General features: G+C 74.4%; 16 protein-coding genes and 1 pseudogene. 7 read left to right on the top strand and 10 right to left on the bottom strand.

Annotated features, from left to right (window positions below):
- Positions 1 to 14: 14 nt before the first annotated feature.
- The 4 genes and pseudogenes from ACFVXG_RS27040 to ACFVXG_RS27055 all read right to left on the bottom strand — a co-directional run bounded on the left by ACFVXG_RS27040 (position 15) and on the right by ACFVXG_RS27055 (position 2,246).
- On the bottom strand, positions 15 to 608 hold the full coding sequence (locus ACFVXG_RS27040) for an RNA polymerase sigma factor (protein ID WP_387931025.1): 594 nt from the start codon (positions 606 to 608) through the stop codon (positions 15 to 17).
- The gene (locus tag ACFVXG_RS27045; RefSeq protein ID WP_387931090.1) at positions 605 to 898 is read right to left on the bottom strand and encodes a hypothetical protein; all 294 of its coding nucleotides are present in this window, start codon (positions 896 to 898) and stop codon (positions 605 to 607) included. Before ACFVXG_RS27045 ends, ACFVXG_RS27040 begins: the two co-directional genes overlap by 4 nt.
- Before the next feature lie 288 nt (positions 899 to 1,186).
- Positions 1,187 to 1,348, bottom strand: a pseudogene (locus tag ACFVXG_RS27050) (helix-turn-helix domain-containing protein); the annotation flags it as partial.
- Between the two features lie 13 nt (positions 1,349 to 1,361).
- Positions 1,362 to 2,246: a helix-turn-helix domain-containing protein gene (locus ACFVXG_RS27055; protein WP_387931026.1), complete on the bottom strand. Its 885-nt coding sequence runs from the start codon at positions 2,244 to 2,246 to the stop codon at positions 1,362 to 1,364.
- 268 nt (positions 2,247 to 2,514) lie between these two features.
- On the opposite strand from ACFVXG_RS27055, the gene ACFVXG_RS27060 reads away from it, so the two are divergent.
- The 4 genes from ACFVXG_RS27060 (at position 2,515) to ACFVXG_RS27075 (ending at position 6,140) form a co-directional block, all read left to right on the top strand.
- On the top strand, positions 2,515 to 3,432 hold the full coding sequence (locus tag ACFVXG_RS27060; protein WP_387931027.1) for an MBL fold metallo-hydrolase: 918 nt from the start codon (positions 2,515 to 2,517) through the stop codon (positions 3,430 to 3,432).
- Positions 3,433 to 3,455: 23 nt separating this feature from the next.
- Positions 3,456 to 4,877: a carboxylesterase/lipase family protein gene (locus ACFVXG_RS27065; protein ID WP_387931028.1), complete on the top strand. Its 1,422-nt coding sequence runs from the start codon at positions 3,456 to 3,458 to the stop codon at positions 4,875 to 4,877.
- A gap of 106 nt (positions 4,878 to 4,983) precedes the next feature.
- Positions 4,984 to 5,637 (top strand): helix-turn-helix transcriptional regulator, encoded by a 654-nt coding sequence (locus ACFVXG_RS27070; protein WP_387931029.1) that lies wholly within the window; start codon positions 4,984 to 4,986, stop codon positions 5,635 to 5,637.
- 32 nt (positions 5,638 to 5,669) lie between these two features.
- Complete coding sequence (locus tag ACFVXG_RS27075) at positions 5,670 to 6,140, top strand: DUF3291 domain-containing protein (protein WP_387931030.1); 471 nt, start codon at positions 5,670 to 5,672, stop codon at positions 6,138 to 6,140.
- Between the two features lie 199 nt (positions 6,141 to 6,339).
- Here ACFVXG_RS27075 and ACFVXG_RS27080 read toward each other — a convergent pair whose 3' ends face one another.
- The 3 genes from ACFVXG_RS27080 to ACFVXG_RS27090 form a co-directional block, all read right to left on the bottom strand.
- The gene (locus tag ACFVXG_RS27080) at positions 6,340 to 7,656 is read right to left on the bottom strand and encodes an ATP-binding protein (protein WP_387931031.1); all 1,317 of its coding nucleotides are present in this window, start codon (positions 7,654 to 7,656) and stop codon (positions 6,340 to 6,342) included.
- Positions 7,656 to 8,357 carry a response regulator transcription factor gene (locus ACFVXG_RS27085; protein ID WP_387931032.1) on the bottom strand — a complete coding sequence of 234 codons (702 nt, stop codon included), beginning with the start codon at positions 8,355 to 8,357 and terminating at the stop codon, positions 7,656 to 7,658. Before ACFVXG_RS27085 ends, ACFVXG_RS27080 begins: the two co-directional genes overlap by 1 nt.
- Positions 8,358 to 8,427: 70 nt before the next feature.
- Positions 8,428 to 10,029 carry an alpha/beta fold hydrolase gene (locus tag ACFVXG_RS27090; RefSeq protein ID WP_387931033.1) on the bottom strand — a complete coding sequence of 534 codons (1,602 nt, stop codon included), beginning with the start codon at positions 10,027 to 10,029 and terminating at the stop codon, positions 8,428 to 8,430.
- Positions 10,030 to 10,202: 173 nt separating this feature from the next.
- On the opposite strand from ACFVXG_RS27090, the gene ACFVXG_RS27095 reads away from it, so the two are divergent.
- Positions 10,203 to 10,643 (top strand): VOC family protein, encoded by a 441-nt coding sequence (locus ACFVXG_RS27095; RefSeq protein ID WP_387931034.1) that lies wholly within the window; start codon positions 10,203 to 10,205, stop codon positions 10,641 to 10,643.
- 73 nt (positions 10,644 to 10,716) lie between these two features.
- Here the strand turns inward: ACFVXG_RS27095 and ACFVXG_RS27100 are convergent, their stop codons facing one another.
- Both ACFVXG_RS27100 and ACFVXG_RS27105 read right to left on the bottom strand, forming a co-directional pair.
- A complete protein-coding gene (locus ACFVXG_RS27100; protein ID WP_387931035.1) occupies positions 10,717 to 11,160 on the bottom strand; it encodes a hypothetical protein in 444 nt (147 codons plus the stop codon).
- 151 nt (positions 11,161 to 11,311) lie between these two features.
- Positions 11,312 to 12,013, bottom strand: coding sequence for a hypothetical protein (locus ACFVXG_RS27105; RefSeq protein WP_387931036.1), 702 nt, complete (start codon positions 12,011 to 12,013; stop codon positions 11,312 to 11,314).
- Positions 12,014 to 12,123: 110 nt separating this feature from the next.
- On the opposite strand from ACFVXG_RS27105, the gene ACFVXG_RS27110 reads away from it, so the two are divergent.
- Complete coding sequence (locus ACFVXG_RS27110; RefSeq protein ID WP_387931037.1) at positions 12,124 to 13,401, top strand: lipase; 1,278 nt, start codon at positions 12,124 to 12,126, stop codon at positions 13,399 to 13,401.
- Positions 13,402 to 14,023: 622 nt separating this feature from the next.
- On the opposite strand, the gene ACFVXG_RS27115 is transcribed toward ACFVXG_RS27110, so the two are convergent.
- Positions 14,024 to 15,136 (bottom strand): ABC transporter substrate-binding protein, encoded by a 1,113-nt coding sequence (locus tag ACFVXG_RS27115; RefSeq protein WP_387931038.1) that lies wholly within the window; start codon positions 15,134 to 15,136, stop codon positions 14,024 to 14,026.
- Positions 15,137 to 15,536: 400 nt separating this feature from the next.
- Here ACFVXG_RS27115 and ACFVXG_RS27120 point away from each other — a divergent pair, with 400 nt between their 5' ends.
- Positions 15,537 to 16,664, top strand: a complete 1,128-nt coding sequence (locus ACFVXG_RS27120) for a DUF4190 domain-containing protein (RefSeq protein WP_387931039.1) — start codon at positions 15,537 to 15,539, stop codon at positions 16,662 to 16,664.
- Positions 16,665 to 16,693: the final 29 nt, after the last annotated feature.

Raw genomic sequence — 16,693 nt, forward strand, 5'->3', positions numbered from 1 at the left:
GTGCCGGAATGTGGTCATGACGCCTTCCTCTTCGGTGCGGTGCCCTCGGCGGCGGCGGGGCGCGCGAAGGGCAAGTGGTCCCCGATCTCGCGGCTGAGCCGCAGCCGGGCACGGTGGAGCTGCACCCGCACCGTGGCGGGTGAGAGCCCGAGGCTGGTGGCGATCTCGGCCGGGTCCAGGCCCTCGCGCCAGGCCAGGACCGCGACGGCGCGCTGCGCCGGGGGCATGGCTTTGATCGCTGCCCAGCAGCGTTCGAGTGCGGCGCGGGCCACGGTGACGTCCGCGGGATCGTGCGGGGCCGTGGTGTAGAACTCGCAGACGTCGATGCGCAGCTTGCCGAAGGCGGTGTCGCGGCGTACGCCGTCGACGTACTTGTTGCGGCACACGGTCTTGAGCCAGGCGATCCGGCCGTCCAGCGGCCTGCTGTCGAGTTCGTCCCACCTGAGCGCGGCGGCCTGGTAGGCCTGCTGGACGAGGTCGGCGCCGCTCTCGGCCTGGCCGGTCAGCACGGTGGCGAAGAGCAGCACGTCGCGGTACGTCGCCCGGTACAGCGCGGTGACGGCTTCGGCGACGTCCGCCGGGATCCGCCTGTTCTCCGTCTCGGTCACTTGGCCCCCTGCTGCTCGTCCGCATCCGGTGTGCACCCGGCCGGCCGGGCACCGACCTGGACCCGCATCCCGGGCCCGCCCATCCCGCTCTCCTGCACCACGACGGTGCCCAGCGGCGCCCGCTCGACCAGCGCGACCAGGGTGCGCCGACGCTGCCACTCGGCCAGAAGCCGCACTGCCACCCCCAGGGCCCCGAGCAGGGCCAGCACGATCCATGACGGCCGATCGCCCAGCGCCACGAACGGCACCACCGGGGTCCAGCCGAGCAGTTGCGTTACCTGACGCTTCATGCCCAGAAGTCGAACGGCAACGCCCAATCGTTTACATCCGAGCCAAAAAATGTTATGCGCCGTCAGTCGCCCTGCCATCCTGCCTGGTCGGGCTGTCGGGCTGTCGGGCGGGCGCTGCGCACCGGCCCGTACGGACCAATCGGGGGCCCGCCGCGGAACCTGCGGATCGACCGAGGCAAGGACCTCCTCTCCCGCACCGTCGCCGCGTCCTTCGACGCGCTCGGGACGACCGTGGACGACCTGCCCGTGGCTCTGTTCACGAATCCGGACGGCGACAGTGCCGAAGCCCGTGCGGTGGGCGACGACGGATACCGGGTCGTCCGTGGTCTCCAGGTGATGCCGGGCGGGCAGGACGAGCTGCCCGGTGGGCCATGGCAGCGGGGTGGTCCCGGTCTCCCGCTGGAAGCATCGAGCGAAGGTCCGCGGGGAGGGATGGGCGTGGCGGGCCATTGCCTCGAGGGCCTCAGCCGGGACGGTCCCGGGGGGAGGGGGAGCGGGCGCCGCTCGCCCGCGCGAGGAGCGCCAGGGCCTGCTCGGAGGCGGAGCCGGCGGGGGTCGTGCACACGATGAGCGCCTGGTCGGGCGAAGGGGCGATCGACAGCGACTGTTGCGTGACCGTCAGCGTGCCGACGACGGGATGGCGCAGCTCGTAGCAGGCGGCCCCGCACGGCGCCACCCGGTGGTCCCGCCACAGGGCGAGGAACTGCGGGCTGCTCATCGTCAGTTCGCCGATCAGCTGCGCGAGCAGGGGGTCCTGCGGGTGCCTGCCGACGGCCAGCCGCAGGCTGCCCACCACCGATCGCACCTTGCGCTTCCAGTCCGCGTACAGCTCCCGGCCGTGCGGGTCCAGGAACAGCATCCGGCTCATGTTCGGGCGTCGTGCCGGGTCGTTCGGGGCGTGGAAGTCCAGGTTGCCGGCCAGCAGGGCGTGCCCGAGGGGATTCCACGCCAGCACGTCGGTGCGCCGGCCCAGCACGAGCGCCGGGACGCTGTCGAGGGCGCGGAGCAGGTCGCGGGTCTCGTCGGCGAGCTTCTCGGGCCGGGGGCGGCGCACCCGGGGCGCGTGGCGGGCGGCCACGGCGAGGCGCTCCAGGTGCTCGCGCTCGTGGCCGTCGAGCAGCAGTGCGCGGGCGATCGCGTCGAGCACCTCGGCCGATGCCCTGCGGGACAGACCCTGTTCGAGGCGGGCGTAGTAGGAAACGCTGACGCCCGCCAGCTCGGCCAGCTCCTCGCGCCGCAGCCCGGGCACCCGCCTGCGGGGCCCGAGGTCGCGCAGGCCGACGTCCTCGGGCCGCAGCCGCGATCGTCGGGCATGGAGGAAGGCGCCGAGCGGGCCGGGTCCGTTCATCACCCCAGTATTCGGCGCGCGGTCCGAGCCCAGCCACACCCTGCCAGGAGTAGGACAGCCCGGGAGTGGTCCCCGCCCCGGCAAGGGGCCAGAGTCGGTCCCCGGGCGTGTTCCACCATTCCGGATTCCGGCCGGTGACGCCGGACCTCCCGACCTCCCGACTCCCGACCTCCCGGCCGGGCGGCCGGAGGAGCCGCACGCCGGTCCGACGCGAATGACGGAACACGCCCCAGTCCGCCACCCACCCCACCGGCCCTGGAGGGACCCCATGGACCAGCGCCCGGAGCAGATCACCCTCGGGGACGTCACCATCACCCGCGTCAAGGAGTTCTACGGCTCGGCCCGGCTGGCGCCGGAGCGGTTCTTCCCGGACAGCCCCGACGGCGCGTGGCAGGAGCAACGCCACTGGCTGGCACCCGACTTCTGGAACCCGCGGACCAACGAGTGCCACACCGCGATCCAGTCCTGGCTGCTGCGCAGCCAGGGGCGCACGATCCTCGTCGACACCGGCGTGGGCAACCACAAGGACCGGCCCTACGCGCCGGTGTGGAACCGCCTGGACACGGACTACCTCGACAACCTGGCCGCCGCCGGGGTGCGCCCCGAGGACGTCGACATCGTGGTCAACACCCACCTGCACATCGACCACGTCGGCTGGAACACCCGCCTCCAGGAGCGGACCTGGGTGCCGACCTTCCCGAACGCCACCTACCTGATGACCCGCCGCGACTTCGACTTCTGGAACCCCGCCAACGAGAACAGGACCGTGCTCGGCCGCGGGAACCAGAACGTCTTCGAGGACAGCGTCGCACCCGTCCATCAGGCGGGCCTGACGCACCTGTGGGAGGGCACGTACCGGATCGACCGGAACCTGCGCCTGGAGCTCGCCCCCGGGCACACCCCCGGCTCCTCCGTCCTCACCCTGGAATCCGGCGGCGAACACGCCCTGTTCGTCGGGGACCTGATGCACACCGCCCTGCAGATCACGCATCCGCGGACCAACTCCTGCTTCTGCGAGGACCCGGCGGCCTCCCGCGCCACCCGGCACAGACTGCTCACCCGCGCCGCCGACACCGACGCGCTCGTCTTCCCCGCGCACTTCGGCGGCCGGGGCGCCGCGCGGGTCGAACGCAGCGGGCCGGCATTCGCGATCAAGCAGTGGGCCGGATTCTCCCGCCTCTTCTGACCCCGCCGAAAGGACCGCCCCCCGTGCCCCGACAGGCAGATCCGGTCGTCGAAACCCCGGCGGGGGCCGTGCGCGGCCTGCGCGACGGATCCGGCGAACGCTACCGCGCCATCCCCTATGCCGCGCCGCCCACCGGCGCCGGCCGCTTCGCCCCGCCCGCCCCGCACCCGGGCTGGGCCGGTGTCCGCGACGCCACCCGGCCTTCCCCCACCGCTCCCCAGCCGGCCCGCAGCTTCGGCCGGCTCGACCTGACCCCCTACTTCGGACCGGGCTGGGTGCCCGGCGCGGAGTACCTGAGCGTCGACGTCCACACGCCCGCCGCCGACGGGGGCCGACGCCCCGTCATGGTCTTCGTGCACGGCGGCGGCTTCGTCACCGGCTCGAACCGCGCCAGGCTCTACGACGGCAGCGCCTTCGCCCGCGACGGCGTCGTCCTCGTCACCGTCAACTACCGCCTCGGCATTCCCGGCTTCCTCGACCTGCCCTGTGCCCCCGCCAACCGCGGACTGCTCGACGTGTTCGCCGCACTCCGCTGGGTGCGGGACACGATCGCGGCCTTCGGCGGCGACCCCGGCAACGTCACCGTCTTCGGCCAGTCCGCGGGCGCCACCCTCACCGGCGCGCTCCTCGCCACACCACGGGCGGTGGGCCTGTTCCAGCGGGCGATCATCCAAAGCGGCAACGGCACCGGCGCGTTCACCCCGGAACAAGCCCGACGCGTCACCGACCGGGCCGCCGCGGCCCTGGGCATCGGACCCACCGCCGAGGCGTTCGCCCCGATCCCCGACGAACGCTTCCTGGCCGTCCTGCCCGCCCTGGCCGGCCTCGACCTGCGTACCGCAACCGCCACCGACCCGCTGGCCGGGCTCAGCCCGTTCAGCCTGGTCCTGCCCGTCCAGCCGGCCGACGCCCTCGCCCACGGACCGGCCCGCGACATCGACCTGCTCATCGGCACCAACACCCAGGAGGCACACCTCTACCTCGTACCGCAGGACGCGCTGGAAACCACCACCGAAACCGACCTGCTCACCCTCGCCGCCCACCGCACGGCCCGCCCCGACGACACACCGGGCGAACTGCGCTCGGCCCTGCTCGGAGCGGCCCTGTTCGAGACCGGCACGGCGCGCATGGCGGCGGCCCACGCCCGGATCTCCGGCGGCCGCACCCACCGCTACTCGTTCGAGTACCGCTCCACGGCCCTGGGCGGGCGACTCGGTGCCGCCCATACCGTCGAACTGCCCTTCGTGTTCGACAACGCCCACCAGCCCTGGCTCCACGCCGACACCCGCTTGCTCGGCCCCGACCCCGCCCCCGCCGGGCTCGCCGCCCGCGTCCACGGCGCCTGGACCGCCTTCGCCCGCAGCGGCGACCCGGGCTGGGCCCGCTACGACCCGCAGCACCCTGCGGCGGAGCCCCTCGGCGGTGGCGGGGCGGTGTTCCGCTGAGCCGTCGCGTCCCCGGGGGCAGCAGGCCGGGGTGTGTTCGCCCAGGCTTGTCGGCCCCTGTGGCCGCTTTTCTATCTCCAATGGTCATTGTTCCTAGAATGGCCGCATGGAGCACATCGAAGCGATCGCCGCCCTGCACGACCCCGTGCGCCGCCGCCTCTACGCGTACGTGGCGGCCCAGGGCCGCGAGGTGGGTAGGAACGAGGCTGCGGAGGCCGTCGGGGTGGCGCGGACACTGGCGGCGCACCACCTGGAGAAGCTGGTCGAGGCCGGGCTGCTGGAGAGCGGCAGCCGCAGGCTCACCGGGCGGTCGGGGCCGGGGGCGGGGCGGCCGGCGAAGGTGTACACGCGGACGCGCGCCGAGCTGGCGGTGTCGCTGCCCGCGCGCGACTACCGCACGGCCGCCGAACTGCTCGCCGAGGCCGCCGAGCGGGCCGGGCTGGACGACGGGCTGCGCGCGGCCGCGCGGCGGCGGGGGGAGGCCGAGCGCGGAGCGGCCGCGCCCTGCGGGGGGCTCGACGAGGCCGTCGCGCTGCTGGCCGCCCGCGGGTACGAACCCCGCCTGGAGGAGGGGGCCATTCGCATGCGCAACTGTCCCTTCCACTCCGTCGCCGAGCGCTTCCCGCCCCTCGTCTGCGGCATGAACCTCGCCCTCCTGGAGGGGCTTCTCGGCGCGGACGGCGCCCTCCGAGCCCGGATGGACGCCCGGCCCGGGGAGTGCTGCGTGGTGGTCGAGCCTTCTAAAAACAATACTGATTGACATAGAAAGAAGGCCCGTGCTGGGATGGCGCCATGACCTCCCACCACCTCGCCCAGTTCAACCTCGCCACGCTCCGCCACCCCGTCGACGACCCGCGCATCGCGCCGTTCGTCGAGCTGGTCTCCCCGGTCAACGCCGCCGCCGACACCGCCCCCGGCTTCGTCTGGCGCCTCACCGCGGACGGGAAGGACGACGCGACCGCCCTGCGCCCGGCGGGCGAGGACGTCATCGTCAACATGTCGGTGTGGGAGAGCCGGGAGGCGCTGTGGGAGTTCACCTACCGCAGCGGGCACCTGGAGGCGATGCGGCGGCGGCGTGAGTGGTTCGAGCGGAACGTCGAGGCGCACCTGGTCCTGTGGTGGGTCCCGGCCGGGCACCTGCCGGACGTCGACGAGGCCCTGGAGCGACTGGCCGACCTGCGCGAGAACGGCCCCTCCCAGCGCGCCTTCACCTTCAACTCCCCCCGCACCCCGGCCGCAGCCGCCCCACACCCGGGCGCGTGAGCGGCCGGTCCCGGCGACCTGAGGGCTGGTCCCGCAGGCCACTCCTCCGCCACCGCGCCGCGCACCCCGCCGGCGGCCGTGCCGACCAGCACCACCAGCAGCCGCGGGAACGAACGCCGGCGCCGCCCCCACGCCCGGCCCCACGCGGTCCAGAGAACTACCGGCCACACGACGCGACAAGCCTCCTGACAAAGCACTATTAGCCGTTGCACGGGGCTTCCGGCAGTTGGAAGCCGAACTCGGCGCCGCCGGACGGGGCGGCGGTGGCGAAGACGGAGCCGTGGTCGGCGGCGACCAGGTCGTGGACGATGGCCAGGCCGAGCCCCGAGCCCGGGGTGGACTGGGTGCCGGCCGCGCGGTAGAAGCGCTCGAAGACGGCCTGCCGGTCGGCGGGGGCGATGCCGGGCCCGTGGTCGCGCACGGCCAGCCGGGCGCCGGTGACGCGGATCTCCACCGGGGTGCCGTCCGGGCTGAACTTGACGGCGTTGCCGACCAGGTTGTCCACGCAGCGCTGGAGTGCGCGCGGGCGGGCCAGCACCGGCACCGGGACTTCGACGGTGACGGCGATCTCGCGGCCGGTGCGGCGGCGGAAGCGGCGGGCGCTGTCCTCGGCAGCGGCCGGCAGGTCGACCGGCTCCGGGTCCTCCGCGGTCCACTGGTCGGTGGCTAACTCGACCAGCTCGCGGACGAGTTCGTCCAGCGCGACGGTCTCGGTGACCAGGGTGCCGAGGATCTGCTCCTCGTCCTCGGGGGCGAGTCGGCCGCGGGCCCGCTGGAGGAGTTCGGCGCAGCCGCGCACCGAGGTGAGCGGGGTGCGCAGCTCGTGGCTGGCGTCCTGTACCAGGCGCTGCTGCTGCTCCCGGGAGCGGCGCAGCGCGCTGACCATCGACTCGAAGGCGCGGGTGAGGCGGCCGACTTCGTCCCGCCCGGCGGCGGGCAGCGGGGTGGCCAGGTCGCGGGTGGTGGTGATGTGCTCGGCGGCATGGGCCAGCCGCCGCACCGGGCGCAGAATGCGGCCCAGCACGAGCCAGCTGAGCAGCGCGGAGCCGGCCGCCGCGGCGGCGCTGGTCCAGGTGATGCGGCGCAGGAAGGCGTCGTCGACGGCCTCCGCCCCGGCGTAGGTCTGGCCGACCATCACCGCGCCGCGCCCGTCGGGGCGGGCCTTGGTGAGCACGCCGTACGGGGTGCCGCCGAGCTCGGCGTCCTCCTGGTGGGAGCCCTGGCCGGTGCGGGCCACCGCCCGGGCCCGGTCCGAGACCGGCAGCGCCGCCGCGCCCGGGGTGAGCGGGCGGGCGGTGCCGTCCGGGTCCAGCAGCTGTTCGACGGTGTCGGGCCGGGCGGTGGGGACGCGGCCGAGGTCCAGGGCGGTGAGCACGGTGTCGGCCCGGTCCGCCAGGCTCCGGTCGAGCTGGTCGGCGACCAGGGTGCTGACGCCGCGGTAGGCGGCGACGACCGGCACGGCGATCGCCAGCAGGACGGAGGCGAGGACCACCAGGCCGATCCTGGCGCGCAGCATCACGAAGTCCTGGCGGTGTAGCCGACGTTGCGCACGGTGTGGATCAGCCGGGGTGCGCCGTGCTCCTCGGTCTTGCGGCGCAGGTAGCCGACGTAGACGTCGAGCGAGCGCGAGTCGGTGTCGAAGTCGTAGCCCCAGATCCGTTCGTAGATCTGGTGGCGGGTCAGCACGGTGCCCTGGTTGCGCAGCAGCAGTTCCAGCAGGTCGAACTCGGTCTTGGTGAGGTCGAGCGGCCGCCCGCCGCGGTGGGCCCGGCGGGCGGCCGGGGCCAGAGCGAGGTCGTCCAGGCCGAGGTCGGCGCTCTCGGCGCCGATCGGCTCGGTGCGGCGCAGCAGGGCGCGTATCCGGGCCAGCAGCTCCTCGGTGGCGAAGGGCTTGGCGAGGTAGTCGTCGGCGCCCGCGTCCAGCCCGGCGACCCGGTCGCCGAGCTGGTGGCGGGCGGTGAGGACCAGGACGGGCAGCCGGTCGCCGCGTCGGCGCAGCATCCGGCAGAGCGCGAGGCCGTCGAGCCGGGGCATGACCACGTCCACCACCGCGAGGTCGGGGCGCCGGTGCTCCAGGAGTTCCAGGGCCTCCTGGCCGTCGGCGGTGGTGAGCACCCGGTAGCCCTCGAAGCGGAGCAGGTGGTCGAGGGTGTTGCGGACGCCGGGGTCGTCCTCGACGACCAGGACGGTGCGCCGGGCGGCGGTGGGATCTGTCATGGTGTCATTTTCGCTGGTGGCGGGCGTGGTCATGCCGGTCGGGGGTGGCTCGTCGGCGAGGTCAGTGGGTTCAGCGCGGGACGGGGAGGACAGGGACCGGCGGGACCTGCGCCCGGCAGGAGGTGTCGCCGACCTGGCCGGTGCGGATGAAGTGGCCGGAGATCGCCACGGCGCAGCCGGTGGACTCCATCTCCGGGAGGTGTCCGCTGTTGGGCACCGAGACGAACGAGCTGTGCTTGAACTGGGCAGCCGACAAGCGGGAGTTGGCCTCGGGGGTGTTGGTGTCGAGGTCCCCGGAGAGCACCAGGACGGGCACGTCGGGCAGGTTCCGCAGGTCGGTCGGCTGCGGGCGGGCGGTGCCCCGGCGCGGCCAGTTCAGGCAGTTGTCCCCGCCGTCGGTCTGGCCCTCGGCCCAGCCCTTGGCGCTGAAGGCCCCGAAGTCGGCCGGGTCGGTGGCGGCCAGGGCGGCGCGGTACTGGCGGCGGCGCTCGGCCGGCGGGGCGTCCGGGTCCCAGGCGCGGACGTAGTCGTTGCAGGTGACGGCCAGGAACGAGGCCTGGTCCTCGGTGCCGGTGCCCTCGACCTCACCGCGCACCAGCTCGGCCAGCGGTCCCTCGTCGCCCGCGGCGAGGGCGTGCAGGGCGGCGGGCAGGGCGCCGAGCAGCCCCGGCTCCCCGGGGTGCAGGCCGATGCCGCGGGTGGCGGGCTCGTACATCAGGTTGGCGAGCTTGTCCTCGGTGAACAGCACGGTGCGCCGCTCGCCGCCGACCGTGGCGGTGACCTTCAGCGGGCGGGTGCGCAGCCGCTCGGTGACGGCGGCGAGGTCGTGCACCACGGTGTCCGGGGCGCAGGAGCCGCTGCGCTCGCAGATCCGGCGCAGCGTCAGCGAGACCTGCTGGGCGCCGGGCCGGGCCAGGCTGTCGAAGGCCACGGGGTAGGCGCCGGACAGCACCATCTTCTCGACCCGCTCGGGGTGGCGGTCGGCGTAGACCGGCATCAGGTAGGTGCCGTACGACAGGCCGTAGAGGACCAGCTTGGGGGCGCTGAGGCGCTCGCGGGCGGCATCGAGGTCGTCGGCGGTGGCGGCGCTGGTGTAGGCGCGGGCGCGCGGGCCGAGCTCCTCGGCGCAGTCGGCGACGAGTTCGCGCTGCTCGGCCCGCGGGGCCCAGCGGTACTCGGCCTCGGTGACGTCGCAGGGCAGCCGGCCGGAGCGGCCGGTGCCGCGCGGGTCCAGCAGCAGCAGGTCGTAGTCGTCCAGCACCCCCTGGAGGGCTGTGCTCACCTGCCCGGCGCGGTCGATCAGGGTCTCGCCGGGGCCGCCGGGGTTGAGCGCGATGGTGCCGACGGCCGGGCCGGAGCGGCTGTGGCGCACCACCGCGTGGCTGACTCCGATGGTGCCCAGGCCGGGCTGGTCGGCGACCAGCGGGCGGCGCATCGTGGTGCAGTCGACCTGGTGCCCGGGAACGGTCGGGCACCAGGCGGGCCTGCCCTCGGTGCCGGCGGGTGCGGCCTGGGCGGCCCCAGCGGCCTGGGCGGGGGCGAGGGTGGTGAGCGGGAGCACCGTGGCGAGGACGGCCAGCGCGGCGGCGGCCAGGCCGCCCCGGCGGGACCGGCTCGGTGCGGGGCCGGTGGTCGGGGTGGTGTTCGTGTCGGTGTTCGTGTTGGTGGTCATCGCTTGTGCCCTCCTGGCGTCCTGCGGTCGTTGTGGGGATGACCTTGCCGGGGGTCCGTCAGGCGTTCGGCAGAGCGATGACAAAGGCGTGTAAGAACATTTCCGGGCTGCGGCGCCTGCGTGTGATAGCGGTGTCGGAGGCGGTTGTCGGAGGCGCGCGGTACGGTCCCGGCATGGCAGCGCGAATCGACCTGACCCTCGACTGCGCGGACGCCACGCTCCTCGCCGGCTTCTGGAAGACGGCCCTGGGGTACGTGGACGAGCCGCCGCCCGCCCCGTTCCGGACGCGTGAGGAGTGGCTCGCGCAGTTCGACCTGCCGGAGGACGACTCGGCGGACGACGGCGCCTGGCTCTGCGACCCGGCGGGTACCGGGCCACGGCTGTCCATCCTCAAGGTCCCCGAGCCGAAGAGCGCGAAGAACCGGCTGCACATCGACATCCGGGTGCCGGGCCACGGCAGTCCGGCCGAGCGCTGGGCGCGGGTCACGGCGGAGGCCGCGCGGCTGGTGGCGGCCGGCGGGCGGGTGTTGGCGGAGTTCGACGGGCACCACGTGGTGATGGTCGACCCGGAGGGCAACGAGTTCTGCGTGGCCGCGGGCCCGGCGACGGCCTGACCGGGGGACGCCGCGGGCCGGGGCCGGGCTGATCATCAGCCCGGCCCCGGCCCACGGGAGTCAGCGGGGCGGCTCAGGCCTTGATGGTGAGCCAGGCGCCGAGGCCGTTGCAGCCGCGGGCGTCGTAGCTGGTGCTGCGGTAGCCGGCCGGGATCGGCGAGTACGGGCAGGTCCAGATGCCGTTGCGGACCTGCTCGTGGAACCAGGCGCCGACGCCGCTGCAACCCTGCGGGTTGTAGTTGGTCAGCACGTAGCCGGAGACGATCGGCGAGCCGGAGCAGGTCCACAGCCGGTTCTGGGCGGGCTGCTGGAACCACGCGCCGTGGTTGTTGCAGCCGCCCGCGTTGTACATGGTGATCACGTAGCCGCTCGGGACGGGCGCCCCGGAGCAGCTCCAGCCACCGGTGGCGGAGGCGGTGCCGGCCGCGGCGGTGCCGGTGAGGGCGGCGGCGAGCACGGCGACCGTGGTGGCCGCCCGTCCTATGCGGGTGGTCAGCTGGCGGAGGATCCTGGTCACGGCGTCACCGGTCCGATCGGTCGTCTCCGCGCCGCTGTCGGGGGCGGCACGGGAGGGGTAACTGCGGGGATGCGCCGCACCCTAGCGGTGGTGATCAGTTCCCTGATAGATCACGATCGCAGGATCTTCACAACTGGCCGAAAATGATCCGTCAGGTCGCTGTCGTACGCGGGGCCGTGGGTGTGACATCGATTGATGGAGGCCGCGGTGCGCTGTGCCAGCGCCACGTGGTGAGACGGGGGTGCCCCGGCAGTTCGGCGCGGCCGGTGGCCCACAACAGGGTGGGCCAGGGATCCGCGCCGTCCGGAGCCTCCGGAAACAGCCGGGCGAGCGCCCGCGAGCAGAGAGCGGAGGGCGGGGTCCAGGCAAGCCCGAGGCCCTCCGCCACGTCGTGCAGGTGTACCAGGGTCTCCACCACCCCCATCGCCGCGAAGCCTTCGGGGTCCGACACCCCGAAGGTGTGGTGGGCGCGGACCCGGGGCGGCGTCGTACGCACCATGGCGACCAGCAGTGCGCCACACGCCTCCAGCACCTGCAGCAGGCCCGCCGGACCCGCATCACGCTCGGCGAAGAGGAAGTACGCAGGCCCGTCCGGCCGGTTCCGGTGCAACGCGAACGGCACATGGGTGTCCAGCGGCGGGCTCTGCGGCCCCAACTGCACGGCGTAGTACAGCAGGTCGTTGGCGAGGTGCTCGACGGTCTCCCAGCAGTCCCACTCCAGCGAACCGGCCTTGCCGCCCCACCGATCCGGGGGCGCGTCCCGAAGGACGCCCACCGCGAGCCGCACGGCGAGGTCGACGTCGTCCGCGGTGACGGGGGACGACACTGTTCCGGTTTCGACTGATCGAGACATGGCAGCACCGTACCCGGTGGGGTCGTGGTGTCGTGGTGGGGACAACCCCAGGGCGGATAGGCCCGCTGGCCGGACTGCGGCCCGGGGTGCTCGTCCGTACCGTCGGCGGCATGAACTCCCCACATTCGAACGGCAGATCACGCTCCGTCCTGCGCCGGACCGGCGCGGCCGTGGCGCTTGCCGCCCTGGCCGCGACGACCGTGACGGCAGGGGTCGCCTCGGCGGACCCGGCGGACCCGGCGGACTTGGCGGGTCGGAGCGACCGCGGCCGGCTGGTCTCCGTGCAGTTGACCGGCACCCTCGACACCGAGCAGGCCGTCGCAGCGGCCCTGACCGCCGCCAAGTACGACGCGGGCGCCGTCCGTTACGGCGTGGACTCCTACCGGGTGGAGTACCGGACCGTGGACCCTGACGGTCGGCCGATCACCGCCAGTGGCCTGCTGGTGCTCCCGCGCGGCGGTGAACACGAGCTGCGGACGGTCTCGTTCACCCACGGCACCGCCAGTTACCGCGGCGACGCCCCCTCCACCACGGCCAAGCCCGGGTTCGTGACCTCGCCCGCCCTCAGCTACGCCTCCGCCGGGTTCGCCGCCGTCGCCCCGGACTACCTGGGCCTGGGCACCGGCCCGGGCACCCACCCCTGGATGGACGTGCCGTCGGAGACCACCGCCTCTCTCGACATGCTCCGGGCGGCCCGCTCCTTCGTCCCGCGCACCGGCCGGACGCTGGGCCACGACGTACTGGTCACCGGCTTCTCCCAGGGCGCGTCGGCGGCGCTGGGCCTCGCCCGCGCCCTCCAGTCCGGTGACGACCGGTGGTTCCGGCTCCGCGCCCTCGCCCCGGTCAGCGGCGGCTACGCCTTCCGGGACGCCGAACTGCCGGCCCTGCTCGACGGCTCGCTCGAGCCCAAGTCGAGCGCGCTGTACGCGGCGTACCTGCTCGTCGCCTGGAACCGGCTGCACCACCTGTACGACGCCCCGGGCGAGGTCTTCCGGGCGCCGTACGACACCACCATCGAGGCGCTGTTCGACGGCTCGCACACCGGCCCGGAGCTGTTCGCCGGGACGCCCGGCACCATCGGCGAACTGCTCACCCCGCGCGGCCTCGCGATGCTGCGCCACCCGACCGGCCGCTTCGCCCAGGCACTCCGAGTGGCCGACGGCACCTGCGACTGGACGCCGCACGTCCCGGTCCGGCTCTACGCGGCCGAGGCCGACGAGCAGGCCGCCGACGCCAACACCGACCACTGCGAAGCCGCGCTCCGCTCGCACGGCGCGGACCCGGAGGTCATCGACCTCGGCACCCCGGACTTCGCGGGCTCCCGCCACTTGGGGTCCAACGTGGCAGCCACGGCGGATATCGTGCGCTGGTTCAGCGGCCTGGAGTGAGGCCCACCGGCCGTGGCGCGGGACCCGAAGTGGTCGGGTGCCGACGGATCGCGGTCGGCGACCTGGACGGGTGGCCGGGCCCGCCGGCATGCGCCGGTACCGGGGGCCGGGACATCGTGGGCTCCCGGCGCTTCGGGGCTGGCGTGGTCGACGGTGTGGGCTGGTTCGGCGCCCTGGGCTGATGACCGCTGGCCCGCCGGCCGTGGCGTGGGACCCGGAAGTGGTCGGGTGCGGCCGGGTCGTGGTCGGCGACTTGGACGGGTGGCCGGGTCCGCAGCCATGCGCCGGTGCCGGGTGCGGGTGAAGTGGATCGGTGCGCGGGTGCCCTGGACGGTGATCTGGGGCCAGGCCGCGGTGATGCGGTCGCGGTCCGGGCTGGCGGAACGCAGCGCCTCGGCGAGGACGGTGACGGTGTCGTGGCCATCGAAGGCGACGAACGACGGCGTCTCACCGAGCCGTTCCCGCAGCGCCGCCGCGACGCCCTCGCCCCCGGGCCGAGCTGCTCGGGCAGGTAGCACAGGAAGGGGACGGCCGCGCCCTCGTCGTCCAGCAACCCGCCACGGCCGACGTCGTCGGCTGGTTCGGCGCCGTGGGCTGAGCCTCGTCGGCCCGCTGGGTGGGGTCAGGCGGTGTGGAGGACGCGGAAGTGGTCGGGTGCGGCCGGGTCGCGGTCGGCGATCTGGACGGGTGGCCAGGCCCATTGCCATACGCCGGTGCCGGGTGCGCGGGTGAAGTGGATCGGGCCGCGGGTGCCCTGGACGGTGACCTTCGGCCAGGCTGCGGTGATGCCGTCGCGGTCCGGGCCGGTGGAGCGCAGTACCTCGGCGAGGACGGTGACGGTGTCGTGGCCCTCGAAGGCGACGAAGGACGGTGCCTCGCCCAGCCGTTCCCGTAGGGCCGCCGCGACGCGCTCGCCCTCGGGGCCGAGGTGCTCGGGCAGGTAGCGCAGGAAGGGGACGGCCGCGCCCTCGTCGCCCAGCAGGGCCCGCCACTCGGCGAACTCCGGCTGCCCCGCCGGGGCGCCGATCAGGACCTCGGTGAGGCGCTGGTCACGACGGACGGCCCGGACGATCGGGACGGCCGGCTCCGGGGTGCCGACCAGGAGGAGCAGTGCCGTCGCGCCGTGCCGGACGAGCTCCCCGCAGAGGTCGGCGGGGGAGAGCGCGCCGGTGTCCAGTTCGACCACGGTGCCGCCGTGCGGGGCGAGGTGCTCCCGCAGGATGCGGGCCCCGGCGGCCCAGTAGACGCTCGGTTGGGTTGACACGGCGATCCGGCGGTGGCCCGCGCCGAGGAGGAAGTCCGCGTAGATCCGCCAGCCGTGGGACTGCGCCGGGCACAGCCGGGCGACCCGGTCCGTCGGCTCGTCGGTGAGCGCGTCGAGGACGGCCGAGGAACAGAGGTACGGCAGGCCGAGGGCGTCCGCCCGCGCGGCCACGGCCCGGGCGACGACGCTGTGGTACTCCCCGGCAAGGGCGACCACGCCCAGGCCGGCCAGCTCGTCCACCGCCGCCGCGGCCCGCTTAGGATCGGCCGCGGTGTCCCGGACCAGCAGTTCGAGCGGGCGGCCGGCGATCCCGCCGGCGGCGTTGACGTCGCGGACGGCCGTCTCCAGCCCGGCGAGCAGGTGCCGCCCCGCCTCGACCCAGCCCGGACGGCTCAGCGGGACGAGGACGCCGATCGGCACGGACGCCCCGTCGGCCCGCTCCGCGCCGGATGACGGTCGTGGCGTACTCATCGCTGGCGTCTCCCGCCTGACGGTTCGGTGGCGGGTGCGCCCGGAGCGCCGAACGGTGGGCCGGGCACACCCGCGTGATCTTGCCGGACATTGCAGCCGCTGCCGGGGCGGACGGCAAGCGGTTTTCCCTGGAGCCGCGTCGCTCGAGGTCAGTCGCAGGCGAAGGAGGGTTGTGGTTGATGGGGTGTGGGGGGCCCGGGTGTCGGGGTCGGCACCGGGCACCTGTATGTTGATCAGTCGCCGACCCCGCCGCGCTCCCGTCCCGGAGCCGACGCGCGCGGGTCCGGCCCGGACCGGTGCGCGTCTCGCGGAGGTCGGGCCGCCGGCGCGGGGGACTTCGGAAGGACCTGGCCCGGGGCGGAAAGCCGCTCATCGTCCCGACGTTCCCGAAGGATCCCGCATGACCGTTCCTGTCCCGCCCGACAGCCCGCAGTCCGGGGAGGGGCCCGCCGGCGCCGACCCGTGGGCGCCGCTGACTCCGGGGCAGAGTGAGGCGCCGGCCGCGGAGTCGGCTCCGGTCCCGGCCCCCGCGCCGGCCGCTGCCCCCGCCGGTGCCCCGGCCCCGGCCCCGGTCGATGCCGCCGCCGGTGCGTACCCGCCTCCGGCCGATGCGGCCAGCGCGTACCCGCCTCCGGCCGACGCCGCCGCCGGCGCGTACCCGCCCCCGCCGTACTGGCCGGGGTACCCGGTGTCCGCACCCCAGCCCCGCAATGGCCTGGGCGTCGCGGCGATGGTGCTGGGGATCGTCGGCACCGTCCTCAGCCTGGCGATCATCCTGTTCTGGCTGTCCTGGCTGCCGGCCCTGCTCGCGCTGATCTTCGGCATCATCGGCCTGGGGTACGTGCGCAAGGGCCAGGCGACCAACCGTGGGGTGGCCCTCGCGGGCGTCATCCTGGGCATCACCGGTCTGCTCGTCTCGGTCGGCGGCGGGGTGTTCGTCGTCATGCAGGTGCACTCCGCGAACGAGGAGTGGAAGGCCGAGCAGGCCGCCGCCCGGGCCCGCTCCGAGGAGGAGGACCGGGCCGCCGCGGACCGGGCGGCGAAGGCGAAGGAGCGGCTCGACGCCGCGAAGAAGAAGCTGGAGGAGGAGCAGCAGGCGAGGGCCGCGGACGAGAAGGCCCGGCACCTGGGCTTCGGCCAGTCCTACACCTACTCGGACGGGTTGAAGGTCACGATGGCCCCGCCGGAGCCGTACGTCCCGGACGAGACCGTGTTCGCGGCGCCGAAGAACACCACGATCATCCAGGTGCGGATCACCATCACCAACACCGGCTCCAAGGACGCCTCGCTCGCCGCGTCGGGGATGCCCTTCGTCCACGACTCCAACGGCGGCCTGGTCACCACGCTGATCGACGGCAGCGGCCGGATGAAGTTCCCCGCCAAGTCGCTGGCACCGGGCGAGGCGTCCACCGGGGTGTCCGCGTACGCGCTGCCGAACGCCGCGGCGGACCCGTTCACCGTCCAGTTCGTCTACTACGGCGCCGGGCAGGGCGGGAAGGCCGTGACCTGGACCGGCTCCCCGAGCTGACACCCGGACCCCGGCACCCCCTCGGCCCC

Source organism: Kitasatospora sp. NPDC058162, assembly GCF_042884005.1.
GTDB lineage: Bacteria > Actinomycetota > Actinomycetes > Streptomycetales > Streptomycetaceae > Kitasatospora.